Annotated in this window: 19 protein-coding genes; 9 read left to right on the top strand and 10 right to left on the bottom strand. The window is 66.7% G+C overall.

Translation table 11 applies throughout. The features are described 5' to 3' along the window. The first annotated feature begins 79 nt into the window (after window positions 1-79). Window positions 80-1,915 (top strand): M48 family metalloprotease, encoded by a 1,836-nt coding sequence (locus EBB59_RS06270; protein ID WP_147455521.1) that lies wholly within the window; start codon window positions 80-82, stop codon window positions 1,913-1,915. Window positions 1,916-1,984: 69 nt separating this feature from the next. Beyond that, a complete protein-coding gene (gene speA / locus EBB59_RS06265) occupies window positions 1,985-3,871 on the top strand; it encodes an arginine decarboxylase (RefSeq protein WP_122101385.1) in 1,887 nt (628 codons plus the stop codon). 24 nt (window positions 3,872-3,895) lie between these two features. On the opposite strand, the gene EBB59_RS06260 is transcribed toward speA, so the two are convergent. The 7 genes from EBB59_RS06260 to EBB59_RS06230 all read right to left on the bottom strand — a co-directional run bounded on the left by EBB59_RS06260 (window position 3,896) and on the right by EBB59_RS06230 (window position 8,572). Beyond that, window positions 3,896-4,450 carry a relaxation protein gene (locus EBB59_RS06260; protein WP_122101298.1) on the bottom strand — a complete coding sequence of 185 codons (555 nt, stop codon included), beginning with the start codon at window positions 4,448-4,450 and terminating at the stop codon, window positions 3,896-3,898. A 53-nt stretch (window positions 4,451-4,503) separates the two neighbouring features. Further along, the gene (locus EBB59_RS06255; RefSeq protein WP_122101297.1) at window positions 4,504-6,030 is read right to left on the bottom strand and encodes a Tle-like phospholipase domain-containing protein; all 1,527 of its coding nucleotides are present in this window, start codon (window positions 6,028-6,030) and stop codon (window positions 4,504-4,506) included. After that, the gene (locus tag EBB59_RS06250) at window positions 6,027-6,608 is read right to left on the bottom strand and encodes a hypothetical protein (RefSeq protein WP_245979106.1); all 582 of its coding nucleotides are present in this window, start codon (window positions 6,606-6,608) and stop codon (window positions 6,027-6,029) included. Before EBB59_RS06250 ends, EBB59_RS06255 begins: the two co-directional genes overlap by 4 nt. Before the next feature lie 83 nt (window positions 6,609-6,691). After that, window positions 6,692-7,012, bottom strand: coding sequence for a hypothetical protein (locus EBB59_RS06245; RefSeq protein WP_122101295.1), 321 nt, complete (start codon window positions 7,010-7,012; stop codon window positions 6,692-6,694). Next, window positions 7,009-7,590, bottom strand: coding sequence for a hypothetical protein (locus EBB59_RS06240; protein ID WP_122101294.1), 582 nt, complete (start codon window positions 7,588-7,590; stop codon window positions 7,009-7,011). The genes EBB59_RS06245 and EBB59_RS06240 overlap by 4 nt, the downstream gene beginning before the upstream one ends. A gap of 83 nt (window positions 7,591-7,673) precedes the next feature. Beyond that, window positions 7,674-7,994: a hypothetical protein gene (locus EBB59_RS06235; RefSeq protein WP_147455520.1), complete on the bottom strand. Its 321-nt coding sequence runs from the start codon at window positions 7,992-7,994 to the stop codon at window positions 7,674-7,676. Beyond that, window positions 7,991-8,572 carry a hypothetical protein gene (locus tag EBB59_RS06230; protein WP_122101384.1) on the bottom strand — a complete coding sequence of 194 codons (582 nt, stop codon included), beginning with the start codon at window positions 8,570-8,572 and terminating at the stop codon, window positions 7,991-7,993. The genes EBB59_RS06235 and EBB59_RS06230 overlap by 4 nt, the downstream gene beginning before the upstream one ends. A 362-nt stretch (window positions 8,573-8,934) precedes the next feature. Here EBB59_RS06230 and EBB59_RS06225 point away from each other — a divergent pair, with 362 nt between their 5' ends. The 3 genes from EBB59_RS06225 to EBB59_RS06215 are packed head-to-tail and all read left to right on the top strand — an operon-like array spanning window position 8,935 to window position 12,363. Next, entirely contained in the window at window positions 8,935-10,998 is a 2,064-nt protein-coding gene (locus EBB59_RS06225; protein ID WP_158601727.1) for a TonB-dependent siderophore receptor, read from the top strand. A gap of 22 nt (window positions 10,999-11,020) precedes the next feature. Continuing rightward, on the top strand, window positions 11,021-12,160 hold the full coding sequence (locus EBB59_RS06220; RefSeq protein ID WP_122101291.1) for a PepSY-associated TM helix domain-containing protein: 1,140 nt from the start codon (window positions 11,021-11,023) through the stop codon (window positions 12,158-12,160). Further along, on the top strand, window positions 12,157-12,363 hold the full coding sequence (locus EBB59_RS06215) for a hypothetical protein (RefSeq protein ID WP_122101290.1): 207 nt from the start codon (window positions 12,157-12,159) through the stop codon (window positions 12,361-12,363). The genes EBB59_RS06220 and EBB59_RS06215 overlap by 4 nt, the downstream gene beginning before the upstream one ends. Before the next feature lie 15 nt (window positions 12,364-12,378). Here EBB59_RS06215 and EBB59_RS06210 read toward each other — a convergent pair whose 3' ends face one another. Then, entirely contained in the window at window positions 12,379-13,137 is a 759-nt protein-coding gene (locus EBB59_RS06210) for an SDR family NAD(P)-dependent oxidoreductase (RefSeq protein WP_122101289.1), read from the bottom strand. A 65-nt stretch (window positions 13,138-13,202) separates the two neighbouring features. Here EBB59_RS06210 and EBB59_RS06205 point away from each other — a divergent pair, with 65 nt between their 5' ends. Both EBB59_RS06205 and EBB59_RS06200 read left to right on the top strand, forming a co-directional pair. Continuing rightward, a complete protein-coding gene (locus EBB59_RS06205; protein ID WP_122101383.1) occupies window positions 13,203-14,057 on the top strand; it encodes an alpha/beta hydrolase in 855 nt (284 codons plus the stop codon). A 1,023-nt stretch (window positions 14,058-15,080) separates the two neighbouring features. Continuing rightward, a complete protein-coding gene (locus EBB59_RS06200) occupies window positions 15,081-15,866 on the top strand; it encodes a crotonase/enoyl-CoA hydratase family protein (RefSeq protein ID WP_122101382.1) in 786 nt (261 codons plus the stop codon). An 878-nt stretch (window positions 15,867-16,744) separates the two neighbouring features. Here the strand turns inward: EBB59_RS06200 and EBB59_RS06190 are convergent. Then, a complete protein-coding gene (locus EBB59_RS06190) occupies window positions 16,745-18,550 on the bottom strand; it encodes a monovalent cation:proton antiporter-2 (CPA2) family protein (protein WP_122101288.1) in 1,806 nt (601 codons plus the stop codon). 566 nt (window positions 18,551-19,116) lie between these two features. Here EBB59_RS06190 and glnE point away from each other — a divergent pair. Further along, window positions 19,117-21,903: a bifunctional [glutamate--ammonia ligase]-adenylyl-L-tyrosine phosphorylase/[glutamate--ammonia-ligase] adenylyltransferase gene (gene glnE / locus EBB59_RS06185; RefSeq protein ID WP_122101287.1), complete on the top strand. Its 2,787-nt coding sequence runs from the start codon at window positions 19,117-19,119 to the stop codon at window positions 21,901-21,903. 16 nt (window positions 21,904-21,919) lie between these two features. Here glnE and EBB59_RS06180 read toward each other — a convergent pair whose 3' ends face one another. Further along, a complete protein-coding gene (locus EBB59_RS06180) occupies window positions 21,920-22,867 on the bottom strand; it encodes a mitochondrial fission ELM1 family protein (RefSeq protein ID WP_122101286.1) in 948 nt (315 codons plus the stop codon). A gap of 87 nt (window positions 22,868-22,954) precedes the next feature. On the opposite strand from EBB59_RS06180, the gene EBB59_RS06175 reads away from it, so the two are divergent. Beyond that, window positions 22,955-23,545: a malonic semialdehyde reductase gene (locus EBB59_RS06175; protein ID WP_122101285.1), complete on the top strand. Its 591-nt coding sequence runs from the start codon at window positions 22,955-22,957 to the stop codon at window positions 23,543-23,545. The last annotated feature ends 9 nt before the right edge of the window (window positions 23,546-23,554 follow it).

Raw genomic sequence — 23,554 nt, 5'->3', positions numbered from 1 at the left:
ATGCACCGGCACTCGTCATCGCCGGGGCCATGCCCTAGGATGAAGCCGCGGATGGGTCTGGGAGGGGCCGATGTCGGTGATGGCACGTCATCGCGCGCTGGTCGCGCGGCTGGAAGCGGAGCTGGAGGCTACGCCTTCGCGCTACCGCATGAAACTGTTGTTGCTGGCGCTGCTGGGGTACGCGGTGCTGGCCGGGGCGCTGGTGCTGGCGTTGGGGATGTCGGTCGGGCTGGTGATCGTGCTGGTCGCCATCAACCCGATCCTGCTGCTCAAATTGCTCAAGCTGGTGTGGATTCCCGCGGTGTTCGGTTGGCTGCTGCTGCGTGCGCTGTGGGTGAAATTCGAGCCGCCGACCGGCTACTCCTTGCGGCGTGGCGAGGCGCCGCTGCTGGAAGCCGAAATCGAACGCCTGCGGGTGGCCGCGGGCGCGCCGAAACTCGATGGCATCCTGATCGACACCGATCTCAACGCCGCCGCCGTCACCCTGCCCCGGGCGATGGGGCTGCTGGGCCATCGGCATTACCTGCTGCTCGGGCTGCCGTTGTTGCAGTTGCTCGATGAAGCGCAGTTGCGCTCGGTGATCGCCCACGAGTTCGGGCATTTCGGTGGCCGCCACGGCCGTTTCAACGGCTGGATCTATCGAATCCGGGTCAGTTGGATGCGCCTGTTGGCCGAGCTGGATGCGCGCGGCAGTTGGGCGGGCCGCCTGCTTGGGCGGTTCTTCGGTTGGTATTCGCCTTATTTCAATGCCTACAGCTATGCGTTGGCCCGGCGTAACGAATACGAGGCCGATGCGATGGCGGCGCGGTTGGTGGGGCCGCAGGTGGCGGCGCAGGCGCTGGTGCGGGTCAACATCGGCAGCCAGCGGCTGGCGCAGGATTTCTGGCCGGCGGTGGAGCGTTCGCTGCGTGATGCGTCGGAGCCGCCGCCGGCACTTTACCGCGACATGGCCGCCAGTTTGCGTAGTACCCACCCGGCCGATGGCGCGCGGCTGTCGTGGCTGGCCGGGCATTCGGCCGAGCCCGACGACACCCATCCGACCCTGGTCCAACGCCTGGCGGCGATGGGCGTGGAGATGCAATTGGCCGAACCGGCCGCGCGCAGCGCCGCCGAGCAATGGCTCGGCCCGTTGCTGCCGGCGCTGGAGGCGCGCTTCAGCGACGACTGGCGCGATGCCGCTTCAGAGCAATGGCGCGCCGGCCACGCCCGGATGCGCGCAGATATCGAACGACTGGACGAGCTGGAGCTGTCGGAAGCGCGCAGCGATGCCGAGGTGGTCGAGCACGCACGGCTGGTCGAGCTGCTGGTGCCGCGCGTCGACCCGCTGATGGTCTATCGCCATGCGCTGGCGCGGGTGCCTGAAGACCCCTTCCTGCATTTTCGCCTGGGCGTCTTGCTGCTGGCGCGTGGCGATGCCGATGGCGTCGCCCATCTGCACCAGGCGATGCGCCGCGACCCCGCCTGCGAAGGCCCGGCGCTGGAAGCGCTGTACGGCTTCCACCGACAGCGCGGCGAGGATGCCGAACTCGATGCAATCACGCGCAGCCTGCAACGGTTGTCCGACCGCCAGCATGCCGCCCGTCTGCAACGCGGCACGATTTCGCGCCGCGACGATTTCATGCCGCATGGATTGCCCGAGGCGGTGCTCGACGACCTGCGCGCGACGCTGGCCGGGGCGAACTGGGTGGGCCGGGCCTGGCTGGTGCGCAAGCGCATCGATGATCCCGGCGACGTGCCGCATTACGTGATGCTGGTGCGCGTGCGCAGGCTGGCGATGAGCGGCCAAGGCAAGTTGGACCGGCTGGTGGAACGCATCGCCTTGCCGGGGACTTTCCTCATCATGCTGCCCGATGGTCAGCGCATGGTTGCCCGCAAGCTTTGCAAGGTTGCCGGCGATCCGGTCTATCGCCATTGATTGCGCGGTCACGTCGCGGGCCGATGCCAGCGACTAAGATGCACGCCACCCCGAACCGGAGCCGTGGCCGTGACCTGGACGACTGATCTCGCCCGCAAGACCTATTCGATCCCGCACTGGGCCGATGGCTATTTCGACGTCGGCGAGGACGGTCGCATCGTGGTCGCCCCGAAGGGCGCCGCCGGGCCGCGCATCGCGCTGGCCGAGGCGGTGGACCGCGCGCTGGCTTCCGGCGCCAGCCTGCCGCTCCTGGTGCGTTTTCCCGACATCCTGGGCGAGCGCCTCGGCAAGCTGCAATCGGCGTTCGCCGGGGCGATGGCCGATTGGGATTACGGCGGCGGCTACACCGCGGTCTATCCGATCAAGGTCAACCAGCACGCCGGGGTGGCCGGCACCCTGGCCGGGCACCACGGCGAGGGGTTCGGCCTTGAGGCCGGCAGCAAGCCGGAATTGATGGCGGTGCTGGCGCTTTCGCGCGCCGGCGGTCTGATCGTCTGCAACGGCTACAAGGATCGGGAATACATCCGTCTGGCGTTGATCGGCCGCAAGCTCGGCCTCGAAACCTTCATCGTGGTGGAAAAACCCTCGGAGCTCGGCATCGTGCTGGAGGAGGCCAAGGCGCTCGGCGTCAAGCCCGGCATCGGCGTGCGCATGCGGCTGGCAAGCTTGGGCGCGGGCAAGTGGCAGAACTCGGGCGGCGACAAGGCCAAGTTCGGCCTCAACCCGCGCCAGTTGCTCGATCTCTGGAAACACCTGCGCGATACCGGCATGGGCGATTGCCTGAAGCTGCTGCATTTCCACATGGGCAGCCAGATTTCCAACGTGCGCGACATCGCCAACGGCATGCGCGAGGCGACCCGCTATTTCGTCGAGCTGTCGAAACTGGGCGCGGAAATCAGCCATGTGGATGTCGGCGGCGGGCTGGGCGTCGATTACGAGGGCACGCGCTCGCGCTCCTACAACTCGGTCAACTACAACATCGGCCATTACGCTTCGAGCATCGTGCAGCCGCTGGCCGAAGCCTGCCGGCAGAACGACCTGCCGCCGCCGCGTATCGTCACCGAGTGCGGCCGCGCGATGACCGCGCACCATGCCGTGCTGGTGGCCAACGTGAGCGAAGTGGAACAGGCGCCGGAAGGCCGCGTGCCGCCGCGGAACGAGGACGAATCGCAGCCGGTGCGGCACCTGCGCGAGCTGCACGACGAGATGCACGGACGCCCGGCGGTGGAAGTCTTCCACGAGGCCACGCAGGCGCATTCCGAAGGTCTGGCGCTGTATTCGCTGGGCCAGATCGACCTGGTGCAGCGCGCCCGCATCGACGACCTGTTCTATGCCATCGCCCACAAGGTCAAGGCGCGCCTCACCTACGACGAGAAAAGCCACCGCGACCTGCTGGACGAACTCAACGAGCGGCTGGTGGACAAGTACTTCGTCAATTTCAGCGTGTTCGAATCGATGCCGGACGTCTGGGCGATCGACCAGGTATTCCCGATCGTGCCCATCGAGCGCCTCGACGAGCGCCCGGCGCGGCGCGGCATCATCGCCGACCTGACCTGCGATTCGGACGGCAAGATCGATGTCTACGTGGAAAACGAAGACCTCGACAGCTCGCTGCCGCTGCACGAATTGAGGAAGGGCGAGCGCTACCGGCTTGGCTTCTTCCTGGTGGGCGCGTATCAGGAGATCCTCGGCGACATCCACAACCTGTTTGGCGACACCGATGCCATCGCGGTCAGGGTGGATGGCGAGGATTGCCGCATCGTCCAGCAGCGCCGGGGCGATACCACCGACGTGATGCTCGACTACGTCGGCTACAAACTGGAAGACCTGCGCCGCGCCTACCGCGCCCGCGTGACCGCCGCCGACCTGACCGAATCGCAGGCCGCGCGCTTCAACGAAGCGCTGGAGGCGGGCCTGACCGGCTATACCTATCTGGACGACTCGCCGGCCGAATGAATCCGCCGGCCGAGGGGAGCGGAATCAGGGCTGGCGGGGTTTGACCGGGTGGTAGGTCTTCTTGCCGCTGCCATAGGGTTTGGCCTTGGGGTCGATGTTGGCGCACAGCGTGTCGCCGCAGAGCGTGACGTCGGCCCGGTTGTAGGCGCGCAGCAGCTCCGCGGAAACCTGGTTCTGTTCGATGACGGAACGATAGTGGGTCGAGAGGTAGAGCGTCCCCATGATCAGCAGACCCAGGCCGAACGTCAGTATCGCCGCCACTTTCAATATCAGGTGGCGGTGCAGCGCTTCCAGCCGCTTGAGTTCGGTGTTGAGGGTGGCGGCCTGGTTTTTCAGCGCCGCGCCGGATTGGTTCAGGCCCTGCTCGTAGCCCGATACGGCCTGTTGCAGCCCCTCGCGCGCGGAGCCGGCGATGTTGCTGGAGATGCGTTGCAGATGGGTATCGGCCGATTGTCTGACGATGCCCGGAATGTGCTCGGCCATTGCCGCCAGGCGTTGGGTCAGGACTTGCTGGTCTTGTTCGATCTTGGCGCAGCGCCGCTCGAACTGTTCCATCAGGCTGGCGGTTTTGGCGATCAAGTCCGGTAGTGTTTGTTCCCGCATTGTTCGAAGCCCCTCGTTGTAGCGATGAATCACATCCGCATGCGTGGCCCTTGCATGGCTTGCTGCTGCTGTTGCTGCTCTTGCTGCTGTTGTGCCAGCCGGGCCTGCTGTTCCTGCTCGCGCTCCTGCGAATCGACCTGGGCGATGGCGTCTTGCCGCAACTGTTGCCCGGCCGTGGTGTTCGCGGCCTGTTGGGTCAGGGCGCGGAACTGCTCGTGATCGCCCGAGCGGGCGGCGGCCAGCATGCGATCGACGTAGGACTCTGGGTCGCGTTCGAGCGAACTCTGCTTGCCGGGCATCCCCGTTGGCGCGGCCGGGTATCCCCGCTGTAGATAGCGCTGGACGTCCTCCAGCAATTCGCGCTCGGCGGGCGCCGGGTGGCCGGAAGGATTCGTCGAACCGGGCGAGCGATTCGGAAAGTACTTGTCCATCTCCCGGATGATCGTTTCGACGTCCTGTTGGAACGGCGAGGATTCGAATCCTGGCAATCCGCGCTCGGCGGGCGCGGGGCGGTTGGAAGGATTCGTCGAACCGGGGGAGCGATTCGGAAAATACTTGTCCATCTCCTGGATGATCGTTTCGACGTCCTGTTGGAACGGCGAAGGTTCGGGGAGGGAGTAAGGGGGCTTTTCCCGGCCCATGCCGGGTTCGATCGGGTCGAGAAAAAGGTCGACGCCTATCCGCATGCCATTGAGCGGGCCGCCCATGATGGCGGAAACGCCGCGCCGGAGGGTCAGCACGTCGCTCCGGTATTTGTCGATCATCGCGGCGTTGTCCGCGGCCAGCCGCTTGGCGGCGGGGTCGGCCATTACCGGGATGTCGGGCCCGCCGTTGGCATCCTTGTCGGTGAACAGGTGCATGCTGTGCGCATTCAGCGAACGGGCGGCGACGTTCACCGCGTCGCGGTCCATGAGGTCGAGCAAGCCGCCGGGGCCATTGTCGTAGCGGAACCGCTGCAATCGCTGGATTTCATCGGGCTTGGCGTAGACGCGCACCTGACCGTAATGGGGCGAGGCGGCGGATACCACGTCGCTGGCCATGACGTGGTTCACCACCTTGTCGCCGCCCTCCGGGATGCGCCGGTACAAGCTGACCGAACCATAGGCGTTGAAGGTCTCGCCGCGCAGACCGTAATGATGGGCGGTGATCTGCGTCAGCGTACCGCCCAGGGAATGGCCGGTGACGGTGACTTCGGGGGCTTTGCCGCCGTTGTATCTGGCGTTCTTTTGTGCTTCTTGCAGTGCGCGCTTGGTTAATTCCAGCGCATCGTCTTGCTGGGCATTCATCCGGCTGATGACCATGCCGGCATCGGTCAGGATGCCATCGCGCAGCACTTCGTTGGTACCCCGGTGCGCGACCACGATTTCGCCGGTGTCCACCCGTTGGTAAATGGTGCCTGCGTAGCCGTTGAAGCGGTTTTCCACGTGTTCGAGCACTTCGAACTTGACGCCTCCCGAAATGACTGGCTCTTCTTCGCCCGGGGAGCGTATGCCCGGGCTGCGTTCTCGGTAGCTATCAGCAGCAAGGTCTGCGTATTGTTGAGGTGTGATGCTCATGGGCTCACCTTGCGCGCATTAAGAGTGATGCTGAAAAGGTCGTCACGGATTTCTGGTGCAACCCGGTCAGGGTTGATAGTGCCATTGTCCGGAGAGTTGTCTATTTCATCACGTGGATACCCGCCTCGCCAGAAATAAGTGGTCCTGGATTGTTGCGCCATTAGTTCATCGCGGTCGAGCCTTGGCAGGAATCGGGTGTCGTCCGGGCTTTCCGTAGCCCTGAGCCGTGCTCGGGCTTGGGTGAATTCCCAATGACAGACGGCGCGGTCGTAGTAGGCATCGTCCTGCATGTAATCCAGATAGAGGGTGCCGCGATACTCGTTTTCCGAAATTTTGTTCAATTCGAAGGGTTCGCTACTGGTGATGCGATGGGGTACGCCGGCAAATGGATCAATGTACCCACACTCCCCTTCGTTGGTGACATCGAACTGGGCAATGCCCTCCACCACCGCAAACGGTCCCGGCGCGTTGTCGATGGTCAGGGTGATTTCGTAGGCTTGCTGAGGCGTGGGGTTGAGCTTGGCGGAGCCGCGATCCAGCGTTTGCGGGTCGAAGGGTTTTGGATCGTTCGCGTTCATCGACACATTCCTGGAACAGCCGGCAAGTAGGAAGCCTAGCATCAGTAGAGCGGCGAGGGGATGACAGGCGGGCGGGCGCTTCATCACGGTCGAAAGGTGGCGTAGCCATATGGCGGGGGGCGGTCAAAGCAGGCCCGGTTGGCGGGCATGCCGGCATCGGTCAGGATGCCATCGCGAAATACTTCGTTGGTACCCCGGTGCGCGACCACGATTTCGCCGGTGTCCACCCGTTGGTAAATGGTGCCTGCGTAGCCGTTGAAGCGGTTTTCCACGTGTTCGAGTACTTCGAACTTGACTCCATTGATGTCAATTGGCTCTTCGCCTGGTTGGCGAGTGCCCGGTTTTCGCGTCGTGTCGTAACTATTATCTGCGAGCCGGGCATATTGCAGGGAGGTGATGCTCATGGAGTCACCTTACGGGCGCTGAGGGTGATGGAGAATAGATCGTTGCGGATTTCTGGCTTGAAGCGTTCCGGGGTCCTATAGCCGGAGTCTGGATAGTTGGCCATTTCATCGCGCGGATACCCGCCTCGCCAGAAATAAGTGGTCCTGGATTGTTGCGCTAGCAGTTCATCGCGGTCGAGCCTTGGCAGGAATCGGGTGTCGTCCGGGCTTTCCGTAGCCCTGAGCCGTGCTCGGGCTTGGGTGAACTCCCAATGACAGACGGCGCGGTCGTAGTAGGCATCGTCCTGCATGTAATCCAGATAGAGGGTGCCGCGATACTCGTTTTCCGAAATTTTGTTCAATTCGAAGGGTTCGCTACTGGTGATGCGATGGGGTACGCCGGCAAATGGATCAATGTACCCACACTCCCCTTCGTTGGTGACATCGAACTGGGCAATGCCCTCCACCACCGCAAACGGCCCCGGCGCGTTGTCGATGGTCAGGGTGATTTCGTAGGCTTGCTGAGGCGCGGGGTTGAGCTTGGCGGAGCCGCGATCCAGCGCTTGCGGGTCGAAGGGTTTCGGGTCGTTCGCGTTCATCGACACATTCCTGGAACAGCCGGCGAGTAGGAAGCCTAGCATCAGTAGGGCAGCGAGGGGATGACAGGCGGGCGAGCGCTTCATCACGGTCGAAAGGCGGCGTAGCCATATGGCGGGGGGCGGTCAAAGCAGGCCCGGTTGGCGGGCATGCCGGCATCGGTCAGGATGCCATCGCGAAATACTTCGTTGGTACCCCGGTGCGCGACCACGATTTCGCCGGTGTCCACCCGTTGGTAAATGGTGCCTGCGTAGCCGTTGAAGCGGTTTTCCACGTGTTCGAGTACTTCGAATTCCACGCCGTTGATATTGATAATTTCTTGCCCCGGCTCGCGCTGCCCCGCCTTGCGAGTAGTATCGTAGCTGTCTTCAGAAAGACGAGCATATTGCAATGAGGTAATGCTCATGGAGTCACCTTGCGGGCGCTGAGGGTGATGGAGAATAGATCGTTGCGGATTTCTGGCTTGAAGCGTTCCGGGGTCCTATAGCCGGAGTCTGGATAGTTGGCCATTTCATCACGTGGATACCCGCCTCGCCAGAAATAGGTGGTGGTAGATGTTTCGGCAAGTACAGATTTCCGGAAAATTCTGGGGCGGAAACGAGTGCTGATCTCATCATTTGTAGCACGGAGTTTCGCGCTGACGACGGTGAATTCCCAATGACACACTGCGCGGTCATAGTAAGCATCGTCCTGCATGTAATCCAGATAGATGATGCCTTTGTATTCGTTGTCGGATAGTTTCGTAAGTGGGAATGGCTCTATGCTGGTGATCCGATGCAGGGCGCCTGATATCGGGTCGATGTAGCCGCACTCTCCTTCGTTGGTGACATCGAACTGCGCTGCGCCCTCCACCACCGCAAACGGCCCCGGCGCGTTGTCGATGGTCAGGGTGATTTCGTAGGCTTGCTGAGGCGTGGGGTTGAGCTTGGCTGGGCCGCGATCCAGCGCTTGCGGGTCGAAAGGTTTCGGGTCGTTCGCGTTCATCGACACATTCCTGGAACAGCCGGCGAGCAGGAGGCCCAGCGTCAGCAGAGCGGCGAGGGGATGACAGGTGGGTGGGCGCTTCATCACGGTCGATGGGCCGGGGGAATTAGAAGCAGCGTAACCGCGATGGACAAATCGAGAAAATCAGCCGGCGTGGCGGTACGCGGTATGCGGCGCGTGAATGGGGGTATTGGCTGGGCGGGGCCTGTCCATCGCGGGAGTGGGGCTGGCTCGCGCCTAAATTCTTGATGAGAATCATTTGCGCCTGTGTGCGTATCTGCCTAGCATGCCGTTCCCTTTCGCTGGTACCTGTCATGAGTCTTCCGGTTCGCATTCATGTTCGTTCCCCTTTGGCGGCCTCGGTGGCCCTGGCTTTGACGGGGGTGGCGGTGTCGTCGGTGGGGTTGGCCCAGCAGGAGACGGCGGAGGCGCGGCGGCTCGACCGGGTGACGGTGGTGGCCCAGCGCGCCGGGATCGCCACCAAGACCGATACGCCGTTGAACCGTATCCCGCAGTCGGTGAGCGTGATTTCCGCCGATCTGGCTCGCTCGCGTGGCGCCGACACCCTTCAGGACATGTTGCGTTACAGCGCCGGGGTGACGGCGGAGCCGTATGGGCTGGACCCGCGCGCGGATGGTTTCTTCGTGCGTGGACTGGATGCGCAGCAGACGCTGGATGGTTTCCGGCGGCTGTACAACTACAGCCCGGTGCCGAGGGTGGATGTGTTCGCCATCGACCGGGTGGAAATCCTGCGCGGGCCGGCTTCGGTGCTGTACGGGCAGGGGACGGCCGGTGGCCTGGTCAACGCGGTGAGCAAGCGGCCGCGGGCCCAGCCCGGCGCGGAGATGTCGGTGCGGCTGGGCAGCTTTTCCCACCGTGAATTGCGGATGGATGCCACTGGCGAGCTGAATACCTCCGGCACCCTGACCGGGCGCATGGTGGCGGTGGCCCGCGATGCGGAACTGCCCACGCGCGGCCTGCCCAATGACCGGCAATTGCTCGCGCCCTCGCTGGAATGGCAGGTGGGTGAACGTACGCGCCTGACCTGGCTGGGGTTGGTGCAGCGCGACAACAGCGCGTCGGCGCAGCAGTTTCTGCCGGTGGCGGCGGTGCGTGGCTGGCGTGGCAAGCCGCTCGACGACGTGCGCTTGTTCGTCGGCGACCGCGCGCATGACCGGTTGAATGCGCGGCAGGTCATGAACACGCTGCTGGCCGAGCATGATTTCGACGGCGGCTGGTCGCTGTCGGCCAAGGTGCGCGACAGCCTGAGCCGCACGGACTTCGTGCAGATCTATGCCGACAGCTTCAGCAATCCGCTCGATCCGTTCCTGGACTCGGCGCGGCGCGTCGTTGGCCGTTATTACTATGGTGTGCGCCCGGTGATGCGCAGCCAGCAGGCCGATGTCACCGTGCGCGGGCAGATGGGGACGGGCGTCATCGAGCATGATCTGCTGTTTGGCGTGGATTACGCCCGTTTCCGCCAGCACGGCGAAACCGCCTCGGGCAAGACCACGCCGATCGATCTCGATGCGCCGGTGTCCACCGGGGTGGTGGCGTTGCCGTACAAGGCGAGCCCGAGGCAGCGCAGCCGCCAGTTGGGCGTGTACGCGCAGGACCAGATGCGCTTCGGCGAGCGTTTCACCTGGGTGCTGGGCGCGCGCCACGACCAAGTGGCGATTCTTACCGAAGGCAGCCCGGACACGCGGCAGAACGCCACCACCTGGCGTACCGGCCTGGTCTACGAGGTCGCGCCGGGGCTTTCGCCTTACATCGGCTACAGCGAATCGTTCACGCCGGTGCAGGGGGTGGATGTCTATGGCAAGCCCTACCAGCCTCTGCGCGGCGAACAGTTCGAGGCCGGGGTGAAGTGGATGCCGTCGCGCCGGCTGGCGTTGACGCTGGCGGGTTTCCGCATGGAAGAGCGCAACCGCATGACCAACGATCCGAACAACATCGCCAACTCCATCCAGACCGGGCGCGTGCGCTCGCGGGGGGGCGAAGTGGAACTGCTCTATAGCGGCGCGCATGGCTGGAGCGCCACCGCCTCGGCCGGTTATCACGATGTCACCGTGATCGAGAGCAACTACGGCTACGAGCGCGGCCGCCAGTTGGCCGACGTGCCGCGTTACCAGGGCGCGCTGTGGCTGGACAAGCGTACCGACCTGGCCGCCGGTGGCTGGCTGTCGCTGGGCGGCGGCGCGCGGCGGGTGGGGCCCACCACGTCCTGGTCGGCGCGGGGCGCGCTGCCGACGCCCGGCTACACGCTCTACGACTTGCGCATGGAATATGGCCGCGAGGCTTTCTTCGCCCGGATCAACCTCAACAACGTGACGAACAAGCAGTACTTCGCGCCGTGCCGGATGTTGGGCGACTGCTTCAGCGGCATGCCGCGCACGCTGATGACGGAGGTCGGCCTGCGCTTCTAGCGCGGCGCCGGAAAAGTCGGCCATGAAGCGCAACACGCTACGCGCCTGGTTCCACGTACATCGCTGGAGCAGCTTGATTTGCACGCTGTTCCTGCTGCTGCTGTGCGTGACCGGTCTGCCGCTGATCTTCTGGCACGAGATCGCGCATCTCACCGGCGCCGAGCCGGAACTGCCGACGCTCACCGACGATGCGCGGCGGGCCGGCGCCGACGCCGTGCTGGCGCGCGCGCTGGAAAAGCATCCCGAAGACGTGCCGATGTACCTGAGCTGGGACCCGGACGACCCGCGCATCGCCTACGTCACCAGTGGCGCGCGGGCGGACGTGCCCGCCTCGCAAATGCACTCCCAGGCGATCGATGCACGCACCGCCCTGCCGCTTCAGGCCAAGCCGTTCAACGAAGGCGTCATGTTCTTCCTGTTGCGGCTGCACACGGACATCTTTCTGGGGCTGCCCGGCCTGCTTTTCATGGGGGCGATGGGCGCGCTGTTCGTGATCGCCATCGTCTCCGGGCTGGTGCTGTACGCGCCCTTCATGCGCAAACTGCCCTTTGGCGTGCTGCGCGGCGGGCAAAGGCGGCTGGCCTGGCTGGACTGGCACAACCTGACCGGCATCGTCACCCTGGGCTGGGTGCTGGTGGTCGGCGTGACCGGGGTGATCAACACGCTGGAAGACCCCCTGGTCGCGTTGTGGCAGCGCGAGCACGTGCAGGACGTGCTGCACGAGCCGGCCGGGCTGACGCCGCCACGGCGGCCCGCGGCCTCGGCACAGGCGGCGATCGATGCGGCGCGCGCGCTTCATCCCGATTTCGAGCCGTCCTGGATGTCGTTTCCCGGCACCGGCTACAGCGGCAACGGCCACTACGGCGTCTTCATGCGCGGCAATACGCCGCTGACCGCCCGGCTGGTGACGCCGGTATTCGTCGATGTCGCCGATGGCCGGGTGGCGGGCAGCGTGGAGCCGCCGATCTGGATGAAGGCGCTGCTGCTCTCGCAGCCGCTGCATTTCGGCGATTACGCCGGGATGCCGCTGAAAATCCTGTGGGCCTTGCTCGACGCCCTGACCATCGTGGTGCTGGTCAGCGGCCTGGTGTTGTGGCTGCGCCGTGGATCGCGCGCGCGGATCGACGCGCAGCTGGATGCGCGCATGGCGGCATCCCGATGAAACGCCTGCGCCAATCCACCTGGGCCTGGCCGGTGTCGATCGCACTGGCGTCACTGGCCGGGCTGGTCATTGGTCTGGTCGACGATGGGCTGGGCGACGTGCTCGTGTGGCTGGGCCTCGCCCTGCCGGTCGCCGTGGTGATCTGGGCGTGGCGTTGGGGCAATCCGCGCGGCGCGCGGCCGGCGCGGCCAGAGCGGGATTGACGAGCGCGCGCGGCCTCACCCCGGCGGCGCGCGGTGCACCTGGAAGCCGGCGAAACTCTGGTTCACCGGCATCGTCTCGATGCGGTTGATGTTGAGATGCGGCGGCAGGTTGGCCAGCCAGCCCACCTGCTCGGCGATGTCTTCCGCGCTGATCGGCGTGAGGCCCCGGTAAAGCGCATCGCTGGCGGCCTGGTCGCCACCACTGCGCACCAGGGTGAACTCGGTTTCGGCCATGCCCGGCTCGATGCTGGTCACGCGCACGCCGCTGCCGTGCAGATCGCTGCGCAGGCCCAGCGAGAACTGGGTGACGAAAGCCTTGGTGGCGCCGTAGACGTTGCCGCCGGCGTAAGGATAGGTCGCCGCGATCGAACTGATGTTGACGATCAACGCCTTCGCGTCGATCAGGCGCGGCAGCAGCGCGTGGGTCAGCGTCACCAGCCCGGTGACGTTGGTCTCGATCATCTGCCGCCACTGCGCCAGCTCGGCCCGCTGCGCCGGCGCGGTGCCGAGCGCGAGGCCGGCGTTGTTGACCAACAGGTCGATGCGCTGGAAGTGTCCGGGCAATGCGGCGAGCGCGGCCGCGATGGCGGCGGCATCGCGCATGTCGAAGCAGGCGACGTGAACGGCATCGCCGAACTCGGCCGCGAGCGCGTCGAGCCGCTCGCGGCGGCGGCCGCTGACCACGACCCGCCAGCCCTCGGCCAGCAACTTGCGGGCGATGGCGCGGCCGAAGCCGGAGGAAGCGCCGGTGACGAAGGCGGTGCGAGGACTCATGGCGGCCACGATGCGCGATGGAAAGCGCTATTGTGCCGCGCGATGCCGATACCCGATGCCCCGCGATGAGCGATACCGCCGCCGATTTCCTCGGCCTGCCCGCTGGCGGCCGTTTGCGTCTGCGCCACTGGCCGCTGCCCGAAGGCGCTTGCGGTCGCGGCCACGTCCTGATCGTGCATGGCCTTGGCGAACACGCCGGCCGCTATGCCCATGTCGCCGCGCGCCTCAACCAGTGGGGCTTCGCGGTGGATGGCTACGACCATGAAGGTCACGGCGAATCCTCCGGCGCGCGCGGGCGGCTCTCGACGCCGGGTCGCCTGCGCGAGGACCTCGCCACGATGGTGGAGCGGTGCCGCGCCGGGATGCGGGATGCGTGGCCGCTCATCTTGCTCGGGCACAGCATGGGCGGACTGGTGGCGGCGGATTTCGTCGCCCGAGGCGTGCGTCCGATCGATGGACTGGTGCTGTCCTCGCCGGCGCTCGCCAGCGGGATGTCGCCGCTCCAGCGCGCCACGGCGGCGCTGCTGGCCCGCCTCGCGCCGCACTTCGCCATCGGCAACGGGCTGAAGCCGGAATTCATTTCGCACGACCCGGCCGAAGTCGCCGCCTACCGCGACGACCCGCTCGGCCATGACCGCGTCAGTGCCCGTCTCGCTCACTTCATCGATGTCAACGGCGCACCGACCGTGGCCGCCGCGCCGCGCTGGCGGGTGCCGACGTTGCTGCTGTTCGCCGGCGACGACTATCTGGTCGATGCCGAAGGCAGCCGCCGCTTCGCCGCCGCGGCACCACCGCGCATGGTCACGGCCCGCGAGTTTCCCGGTCTCTACCACGAGTTGTTCAACGAACGCGACCGAGAGCCGGTATTCGTCGCCTTGCGCGCCTGGCTGGATGCGCGCTTTCCCGGGCGTGGGCGTTGAAAATCGAAGTGCATGGAGGCCGTGACAAGGCAGGCACGTCAGGCCCTCAAGGGCATGGGAATTGAAACGCCGACTGGCGCTTGCCGGAGGTTGAGGAACTGATCATGCCCTTGGGGCGGGGAACGGGACGTGCTCCGTGATTCCCGGCCTTGCCCTTGGCTCGCGCCCTTGCGGGGGTGGAAATTGAAACCTCGAAAGGTCGCCGGCTTCGCTGTTGCACCTGGGACGCGCCCTCGCGGGCTTGGGATTGAAACCACGGGCGAGCACCGGGAAGATTACGGATGCGACCGTCACGCTCTTGCGGGCGCGGGAATTGAAACAGGAATGGATGGTGCAGCGTGATGAACAGGTCGCGTCACGCCTTGGCAGGCGTGGGAATTGAAACTTCCCGGCTTAAACCGAACTCGGCCATCAACGCCGGTCACGCCCTCGCGGGCGTGGGAATTGAAACTCGTAAGGTAGAGACATCGTGTTATGTACTCATGTCACGCCCTCGCGGGCGTGGGAATTGAAACAGCATGTACGCGGCCGCAGTCCCGAGCGCGTCGACGTCACGCCCTAGCGGGCGTGGGAATTGAAACCGTGGTGAGGTGGTCGAGGTGCAGCTTGCGCACGCGTCACGCCTTCGCGGGCGTGGGAATTGAAACAACTATAAGAATATGTCCAACGGCCTGGCCACGAGTCACGCCTTCGCGAGCGTGGGAGTTGAAACTTGGTTTGGCGATGCGGTCACGCCTTCACCGATGTGAATTAAAACCTGTTTCTTCTCGTCGTAGGCTGGCAATCGGGGGCGGCGGTTTAGTCGGTATCCATTGCGAAGTAGGGCGTGGTTTGGCTGCGGGTTTTCAAAACCATCGTCGCTTTATGGCACGACCTTTCTGTGGTGGAAGTCGGCGGCGGGGTATCTGCCGAAAGGCGGGATCGCACAATGCGAGGTGTGGGTACCCGATGGCATGTGTTTCTGCTCGCTGTGTCACAATTCGTCTCATTGATCGGATCGGGTCCAGGTGCTTCATGCGGGATATGTTGCAGCTTGAAATGCGCGGTCACATCGCGATTGTCCGTCTCAATCGTCCAGACAGGCGGAACGCTTTGTCGTTTGATTTGATGCGTGAGTTGACGGCGCTTGCCGGGCGTTTGCGGCGTGATCGCGCTCTGCGGGCGGTGGTGCTCTGCGGGGCGGGGGAGTCGTTTTGCGCCGGGTTGGATGTTGCCGAGTTGGGTAATCGCGGCAACCGGTTTTTCGTTTTCCGTGAGTTGCTGAAGCCTTCGCGGAGCCTGTTCCAGCGCATGGCACTGGTCTGGTGCGAATTGCCGGTGCCGGTGATCGCGGCGGTGCATGGGCATTGTCTTGGCGGTGGGTTGCAGTTGGCGGCGTCGGCCGATATCCGGATCGCCCGGGCCGACAGCCAGTGGGCCATCCTTGAAGGGCGCTGGGGCATGGTGCCGGATATGGGGATCACCACGTCGCTGCGCGGGGTGCTGCGTACCGACATCGCTAAGGAGCTGACCTGGAGTGCTCGCATCTTCGATGGGGCCGAGGCGCATCGATTGGGGTTGGTGACGTACCTGGCCGATGACCCGCTGGCCGTCGCGCAAGCGCTCGCCGGGGACTTGGCAGGCCGTTCGCCGGATGCGGTGCTGGCTGGAAAACGCGTGATCGACGCCATGACCCACACCGGTCGGCGCCGGGCGCTGTGGCTTGAGAAGTGGTGGCAGGTGAAGTTGCTGCTTGGCCGCAACAGCGCGGTGGCCCGTGCGCGGGCCAAGACGCCGGAAAAGCCATGGGTGCCGCGTCAGTTCGATTGATCGGGTCGCCATGCGCGCCACCGGGCGTCTGCCGCGGCTTTTCCCGCCATCGATGTCCATCGAGTGTGTTGCCCGATGGCGACGGCGCGGGTTTGCGGAGGCGGTGGGGCAAATCGGGCCGGACTGATCCTGGGCGAAGGGGGAAGCCGGGGGCAACGGTCACGGCCGGCGTCCCTCGATGATTCCGTGATGCGTTGCCCGGCCAAGGCGCCTCCAAAGCGGCGCGGTTCCGAGCGGCTGGCATCGGTGACGGGCCTCTCGGGATGCGCGGAAGATTGGGTGAATGCCGGCGCTCCCGGCCAACCGGGCTGAAAGCGATGCCAGGGCGATACTCGTCCGATCTCCATCGGCTAGTGCGTGTTCGTGCTGAAGGGTCGAAGGGGTCGAAGGGGTCGAAGGGGTCGAACAGGTCGAACAGGTCGAACAGGTCGAACAGGTCGAACAGGTCGAACAGGTCGAACAGGGCGAACAGGTCGAACAGGTCGAACAGGTCGAACAGGTCGAACAGGTCGAACAGGTCGAACAGGTCGAACAGGGCGAACAGGTCGAACAGGTCGAACAGGTCGAATAGGTCGAATAGGTCGAATAGGTCGAATAGGTCGAATAGGTCGAATAGGTCGAATAGGTCGAACAGGTCGAACAGGTCGAATAGGTCGAATAGGTCGAACAGGGCGGGACGTCGGGGGCATCCGCGCGTGTTGCCGGGTCGATCCCGACTCGGTGCGCAAGGCGGGCCGCGATCGGCGGCCGCCCCGGATTCCCGTGCTCGTGGGGGGGCGCCGGCCGATACGCCCGCCTGAGCACCCGCGGCTGCCTGGGCGCGGGTCGTCATCCGAGGGGGGCGATGGCCGCAGGTGGGCGGGGCGCGCGATGCGGGTTCAGGTGCGGGGTGTGTCCTGTGGTTCGCGCTCCCGCATCGCATCCGCCTCGAACAGAGCTTCGAGCTCGTGGATGGCGTCGCGGGCATGGGCGATCAGGGCATCTTCGTCGTCGTGCACCAGATACTGCTCGGCCAGCAGCTTCTCGTCCATCTCGCGGAAGCGGCGTACGTAGAGGTCGGCGCGGGCTTCGTCGATGCCGATCGCGCGCAGCGCGTCGCGGCCCATTTCCAGGCTGGAACCGAAGGTCTCGCGGTATACCTTGGTCCCCACGTCCATCAGCTTGAAAGCATCCTGCCGGGTGCGCGCGCGCGCCAGCACGCGCACATGCGGATGCTCCCGGCGCACCCGGCGGGCGATGTGCAGAGCGGTTTCGAGATGGCTGGTGGCCAGCACCAGCACCTGCGCGTGGGCGATGCCGGCCGCGCGCAGCAGTGCGGGCTGGGCGGCATCGCCGAAATACACCATGCCACCGAAGCGTTGCAGGAAGCGCACCTGCTCGGGGTCGCGGTCGAGCGCGGTGAACGGGATGCGCCGCGAGCGCAGGATGCGCGCGACGATCTGCCCGAAGCGGCCCATGCCGGCGATGATGATCTGCGGATGGTCGTCGTTGATGCGGTCGAACGGCTGGCTGGCTGGCGTGGCCTTGCGTACCGGTAGAAGCCGGTTGGCGGCGATCACCAGCACCGGCGTCAGGGCCATCGACAGGCCGACTATCGCCACCAGGCGGTCGCGCATGGTGGCTTCCAGCAAGCCGACGCGCAACGATTCGTTGAACACGATGAAGGCGAATTCGCCGCCCATCGCCAAGGTGCAGGCGAGCCGTACCGCTTCCGGCCTCGGCAGGCTCGCCGGGCGGAACCCGACCGCGAACAGCACCAGCGCCTTCAGCGCCAGCAGCGTGATGACCGCGCCGCCGATGAGCAGCGGCTCGTCGGCGATGCGGCCGATATCGATGCTCATGCCCACCGCCATGAAGAACAGGCCGAGCAGCAAGCTCTCGAACGGGGCGATCTGCGCGGCGATCTCGTGGCGGTATTCGGAATCGGCCAGCAGCACGCCGGCGATGAAGGCGCCCAGGCCCATGCTCAGGCCGGCCTGGCCCATCACCCAGGCCGCGCCCAGCACCGCCAGCAGCGCGGTGGCGGTCATCAGCTCGGCCACGCCGATGCGCGCCGCCAGCGCGAACATCCGGCGCAACAGCCAGCGCCCGCCGATCACCAGCACGGCCACCGCCACCGCCGCCTTCAGCAGCGCCTGCCACCAGATGCCGTCGTTGTGCGGACTCAACGTGCCGAGCAAGGGCACCGCCGCGATCAGCGGGATCGCCGCGATGTCCTGGAACAGCAGCACCGCCAGCGCGGCGCGCCCGTGCGGCGCCTGCAACTGCTTGCGCTCGGCCAGCAATTGCAGGCCGACGGCGGTGGACGAGAGCGCCAGCGCCGAGGCCACCACCCAGGCCGCCTTGGCGGAGAATTGTCCGGTCAGCGAGATCGGCAGCCACAGCAGCAGCGCCGAGGCCGCCACCTGCAAACCGCCGACCGCGAAGATCGGCCGTCGCATCGCCTTCAGACGCGGCAGCGACATTTCCAGCCCGATCACGAACAGCAGCATCACCACACCGATCTCGCTCGCGGTCAGGACCGGCCCGGCATCGCGGATCGCCTTGGCCCCGTGCGGGCCCAGCACCACGCCGGCGGCCAGGTAGCCGAGCACCGCGCCCAGCCCGAAGCGCTTGAACAGCGGCACCGCGATCACTGCCGCGATCAGGAACATCAGGGCCAGAGTCAGACCATCGCCGTGCATGCGCACCTCCTGCCGACATTATGCGGGCAGGCCGAAGGCGGCGGCGTGCGGCGGCAGGCGGCCGATTGCACGCGCCGCGCCGGGCATCGGCCGCGATGAATGGAAGATTGCGATACCGCTCTACCACAGCATCGCGGATGCGGGCGCTGGAATGCCGCGATACAGGGAGATGGCCGGCGCTATTGTGTCGCCCCCGGCATTCGCTACCGGCTTGTGGCCACACCGGATCCGGCAACTCGCATCGCGGCCCTGGCCGAACGACGACATGCTCGGCCATGGTGACGTCGCTCCCCGCCCCCGGCATTCGCTGCCGGCTGGCCGCCACGCCGAATCCGGCAACTCGTATCGCGTCCCTGGCCGAACGACGAAACGCCCGGCCATGGTGACGTCGCTCCCCGCCCCCGACATTCGCTGCCGGCTGGCCGCCACGCCGGATCCGGCAACTCGCATCGCGTCCCTGGCCGAACGGCGACACGCTCGGCCACGGTGGCGCCGCTCCCATGCGGTGGCGGTGCGCCGCCCCGGTCGCTGGCGGGTTTCGTTGGCTTGCATGTCATCATCGGCGGATGAACGACATCGCCGTTGCTCCGGCCTTCGCTTCAATCGTGGCGCGCGCGCTGGCCCGACTCGACCCGCCGGATGCCGCCGCGGCCGACCGAGCGCGGCTTGCCCGCGTCGCCATCGCCAGCGATTTCGCCCTCGATACGCTGGCGCGCCAGCGCGATCTGCTGGTGGCGCTGCTGGCGGGCGATGGCGCCGAAGCCGTTCCAAGCCCGGTACTGACGGCGGAGAACCGTCTTGAGTGGGGGACGTTGCTGCGCCGCTACCGGGCCGGTGAATCCACCCGCCTGATCTGGCGCGACGTGCTGGGGCTGGATGAGGTCGAGGCGACCCTGCGCGGTACCACGCGCCTGGCCGTGCAATGCCTCGGTATCGCCCTGGCCGCGCTGGAAAGCGAATTCGTCGCGCGCCATGGCGTGGTGCGCGACGGCGCGGGCCGGCCGCAGCGGCTGGTGGTGTTCGGACTGGGCAAACTGGGCGGTGGCGAGCTGAATTTCAGTTCCGACATCGATCTGGTCTACGCCTACGAGGAAGATGGCGAAAGCGATGGCCCGCGCGGCCTGCCGGCGGAGGCGTATTTCGCCAGGCTCGGCCAGCAGCTGGCGAAGCTCCTGGACGAAGTGACCGCCGAGGGTTTCAGCCATCGCGTCGATCTGCGCCTGCGGCCCTACGGCAATGCCGGGCGTATTGCGTGGTCGTTCGCGGCGCTGGAGCAGTATTTCCAGCGCGAAGGCCGCGACTGGGAACGCTACGCCTGGCAGAAGGCGCGCCCGGTGGCCGGCGACATCGCCGCGGGCGAGCGTTTTCTCGATCTGCTTCAGCCGTTCGTCTACCGGCGATATCTGGATTTCGGCGCGCTGGAAGGTCTGCGCGAAATGAAAGCGCTGATCGCGGCGGAAGTGGCGAGAAAGGACATGGCCGGCGACATCAAGCGAGGCCCGGGCGGCATCCGCGAGATCGAGTTCCTGGTGCAGGCGCTGCAACTGATCCGCGCCGGTCGCGAGCCGGCCTTGCAGCGGCGCGGCCTGTTGCCCGCGCTCTCGGCGCTGGTCGGGGCGGGGCAGATCGCGCCGGCGACCGGGGCGCGGCTCGCCGACAGCTACCGTTTCCTGCGCCGCCTGGAGAACCGCCTACAAATGATGGCCGACGCGCAGACCTATTCCCTGCCCGAGGATACGGTGATACGGACGCGTCTCGCCGCCGGCCTCGGCTTTGCCGATTGGCCCGCGCTGCTGGCGGTGCTGGACATGGTGCGCGCCCAGGTCTCGGCGGAGTTCGATGCGCTGCTCAGCCAGCGGCAGAAACAGCACCGGCCGAATGCGCTGAAGGATTACTGGCGGCTGTTGCCGGATGCCGGCGACCGCGCCGCGCTGGCCGAGGCTGGCTTCGCCGAGGTGGAAACGCTCGATGCCCAACTGCGCGATTTCCTGCGCGGGGCCGCCGCGCGCCAGATCTCCGACATCGCCCGGGCGCGGCTGGACCGAGTGATGCCCGCGCTGATCGCCGCCAGCGCCGGCGCCTCCGAGCCGGATGCCGCGCTGCGCCGGGTGCTGGCATTGGTGCGGAACGTGCTGCGCCGCAGTAGCTATCTGGCCCTGCTCGATGAGCAACCGCAGGCGTTGAAGCGGCTGGTCGAGGCGTTGGCGCAGAGCGCGCTGCTGAGTGAGCGTCTGGCGACGTACCCGTTGTTGCTGGACGAACTGCTCGACCGCCGCGCCGGCGGGCCGCTGCCCGATGCGGTGGCCATGCGCGATGCCTGCGCGGCGGCCGTCGGGCAAGCCGGGGGCGACATCGACAGCGCGCTGCGTCTGCTCAACGAGACCCGGCAGGCGACGAGCTTCCGCATCGGGTTGGCCACGCTCGACCGCCGCCAACGGGCTGGCGACAGCGCGCGGCAACTGGCGGAACTGGCCGACGCGGTGCTCGCCGGGGTGCTGCGCCTGGCCTGGGACGAGCTCGCCGCCGCGCATGGCGAAGTGGCCGGCGCGCGCTTCGCCGTCATCGGCTACGGCAGCCTGGGCGGGCTGGAGTTGGGCTTCGGCAGCGATCTCGATCTGGTCTTTCTCTACGATGCGCTGCCCGCCGCCGAAAGCGATGGCCGCCGCCCGCTGGATGCGCAGCGCTGGTTCGCGCGGCTGGCGCAGAAGATCGTCGGCTACCTGCAAACCCCGACCGCCGCCGGTCGCCTGTTCGATGTCGACGTGCGTCTGCGCCCGGACGGCAGCAAGGCGATGCTGGTGTCCACGTTGGCCAGCTTTGCCGACTACCAGCGCGAGCGCGCTTGGACCTGGGAGCGGCAGGCCCTGGTGCGCGCCCGTGGCGTGGCGGGCGATGCAGCCCTCCACGCCGCGTTCGAGCAAGTGCGTGCCGAGGTGCTGGCGCAGCCGCGCATCGCCGATGCCTTGTGCGAAGAGGTGCGTACGATGCGCGCTAAGATGCGCGCCGAACTCGATCGCAGCGATGCCGTCCGGCTCGATCTCAAGCAGGGCGAGGGGGGGCTGGTCGATCTGGAATTTCTGTTGCAATACCTGGTGCTGCGCGAGGCCGCCGCGCATCCGGCGCTGGCCGCGCCGCGCGCGAACGAAGCGCTCATCGCCGCGCTCGCCGCCGCCGCCGTGCTGGGCGAGGCCGAGGCGCGCGCGCTGGCCGAGGCGCACGAGGTCCTGCTCGACACCGGTCTGCACTGCACGCTCGACCGCCGCAAGCGCATGACCCCGCGCGGCGACGCGGCGGCGATGCGGGCGGTAGAGGTCATCGTCGCGGCCTTGCGCCGGCATGGGCTGATGCGGTGAGGCCGCGTCCGCGCGGCTAGGGCGTCAGCCGTTCGCGCAGTGTCGCCGCCACCCGGGCGCTCTCGCGCAGCGGCTCGGCGGCGAAGGGCGTCAGCCCGCCATCGAACGCGCGCACCCGGTGCGCATCGCACAGGTGGCCCAGGAAATGTCGCGGCCGGCCTTGCAAGCGTTCGCCGCCGATCACGTACACCGGCGCGCCGGTGGCGCAGGCTTCCGAGAGCATGTTCACCGAATCGGCGGTGCAGACGATGGCGTCGGCCCAGCCCAGTAGGCCGCGATAGGGATTGTCGCCGTCGCCTTGGTCGCGCCAGATCAGCGCGGCATCGCGCCGGCCCATCGCCTCGCGCCAGCCGGGCGGGGTGCGGCGCGAGGCGGCCAGCAGCAGGCTGCCGGCCTGTGCCCGGGCCGCGGCGGCCAGCGAAGCCAGGGCGGCATCGAAGCCGGCATCGTCCATCGCCCAGTGCCGGCTCGGCCCGCCGACCAGTACGGCGATGCGCGGTGCGGGAAGCGCGCCGATGGCGGGGAAATCGTGGCGCGCGCGCGCCAGCCAGAGGTCGTCCACCTCGTGCAGGCTGCCTTGCGGAGCGATCACGTTCGCGCCGGCCAGGGCGTCGTGGGCCGGGGCGATCACCGCGTCCCAGTGGCGCGGGTCGAGGCGCGGGTCGAGGATCTGCACCGCGCGGCTGCCGGCCTTGCGCAGCAGCCGGGTCGCCAGCGCCGCCTGCCGGCCACAGCCGATGGCGAGCGCGGGCGGATGCGCGAGTAAGGCGTGGAAGTCGCCGCCGAAGGCGCGCGCGGCGCCGGGAAACAGCCGGGGCGCGAGCGCGCGCGCCAGCCGCGAGGGCGCCAGCACCAAGTGCGGCGCTTCGGCATGGCCCAGCGCGCGCGCCAGCGCCTCGGCCTGGCGGCGGTTGCCGGCGTGGCCGTCGCTGAGGCTGATCGCGGGCGTGTGTCGGTGTTCCATCGATGCGATTGGCTGTTGCGGCCATGACCGCGACGCGGCCATGGCGCCACTCTACACTGCCGGCTTCGACATCCAACGGGAAAGGCCATGACTCACGCACTTGACGCCGCCGCGCTCGACCAACTCTTCCTCGCCGCGCGCAGTTACAACCGCTTTTCCGGCGAAGTGGACGACGCCACCCTGCGCCGCCTCTACGACCTGATGAAATTCGGCCCCACCCAGGCCAACAACTGCCCGGCGCGGATCGTCTTCGTGCGCTCGCCGGAAGCGAAGGCGCGGCTGGCGCCGATTCTCGACGAAGGCAACCGCGCCAAGGCGATGAGCGCGCCGGTGATCGCGGTGATCGGCAACGACCTGGATTTCGCCGAGAAACTGCCCGTGCTCTTCCCCCATACCGATGCGAAAAGCTGGTTCGAAGGCGCGCCGGAGGCGGTGCTCGACCGCATCGCCATGCGCAACGGCAGCTTGCAGGGCGCTTATCTGATGCTGGCCGCGCGCGCGCTGGGGCTGGATTGCGGTCCGATGTCCGGCTTCGACGCCGAGCGCATGAGCGGCGAATTCTTCCCCGGCACGCGGGTGGTCGCCAATTTCGTGGTCTGCCTGGGCAAGGGCGATCCGGCCAGCCTCTTCCCGCGCAGCCCGCGTCTGTCGTTCGACGAAGCCGCGCGCATCCTCTAACCCGGAGCC

Origin of the sequence: Solilutibacter pythonis, assembly GCF_003697345.1 — a bacterium.
GTDB classification, from domain to species: domain Bacteria; phylum Pseudomonadota; class Gammaproteobacteria; order Xanthomonadales; family Xanthomonadaceae; genus Solilutibacter; species Solilutibacter pythonis.
Note: the sequence above shows the minus strand (reverse complement) of the source record. Positions and strands in the feature narration are given on the sequence as shown.

Coding starts and splice junctions, on each gene's coding strand:
- EBB59_RS06210 (WP_122101289.1), bottom strand. CDS start 13,137: ATGAGTCCTCGCACCGCCTTCGTCACCGGCGCTTCCTCCGGCTTCGGC.
- EBB59_RS06215 (WP_122101290.1), top strand. CDS start 12,157: ATGAAACGCCTGCGCCAATCCACCTGGGCCTGGCCGGTGTCGATCGCA.
- EBB59_RS06235 (WP_147455520.1), bottom strand. CDS start 7,994: ATGAGCATTACCTCATTGCAATATGCTCGTCTTTCTGAAGACAGCTAC.
- EBB59_RS06230 (WP_122101384.1), bottom strand. CDS start 8,572: ATGAACGCGAACGACCCGAAACCTTTCGACCCGCAAGCGCTGGATCGC.
- EBB59_RS06270 (WP_147455521.1), top strand. CDS start 80: ATGGCACGTCATCGCGCGCTGGTCGCGCGGCTGGAAGCGGAGCTGGAG.
- EBB59_RS06175 (WP_122101285.1), top strand. CDS start 22,955: ATGACTCACGCACTTGACGCCGCCGCGCTCGACCAACTCTTCCTCGCC.
- EBB59_RS06245 (WP_122101295.1), bottom strand. CDS start 7,012: ATGAGCATCACCTCCCTGCAATATGCCCGGCTCGCAGATAATAGTTAC.
- EBB59_RS06220 (WP_122101291.1), top strand. CDS start 11,021: ATGAAGCGCAACACGCTACGCGCCTGGTTCCACGTACATCGCTGGAGC.
- EBB59_RS06255 (WP_122101297.1), bottom strand. CDS start 6,030: ATGAGCATCACACCTCAACAATACGCAGACCTTGCTGCTGATAGCTAC.
- EBB59_RS06180 (WP_122101286.1), bottom strand. CDS start 22,867: ATGGAACACCGACACACGCCCGCGATCAGCCTCAGCGACGGCCACGCC.
- glnE (WP_122101287.1), top strand. CDS start 19,117: ATGAACGACATCGCCGTTGCTCCGGCCTTCGCTTCAATCGTGGCGCGC.
- EBB59_RS06240 (WP_122101294.1), bottom strand. CDS start 7,590: ATGAACGCGAACGACCCGAAACCCTTCGACCCGCAAGCGCTGGATCGC.
- EBB59_RS06200 (WP_122101382.1), top strand. CDS start 15,081: ATGTTGCAGCTTGAAATGCGCGGTCACATCGCGATTGTCCGTCTCAAT.
- EBB59_RS06250 (WP_245979106.1), bottom strand. CDS start 6,608: ATGAACGCGAACGATCCAAAACCCTTCGACCCGCAAACGCTGGATCGC.
- EBB59_RS06190 (WP_122101288.1), bottom strand. CDS start 18,550: ATGCACGGCGATGGTCTGACTCTGGCCCTGATGTTCCTGATCGCGGCA.
- EBB59_RS06205 (WP_122101383.1), top strand. CDS start 13,203: ATGAGCGATACCGCCGCCGATTTCCTCGGCCTGCCCGCTGGCGGCCGT.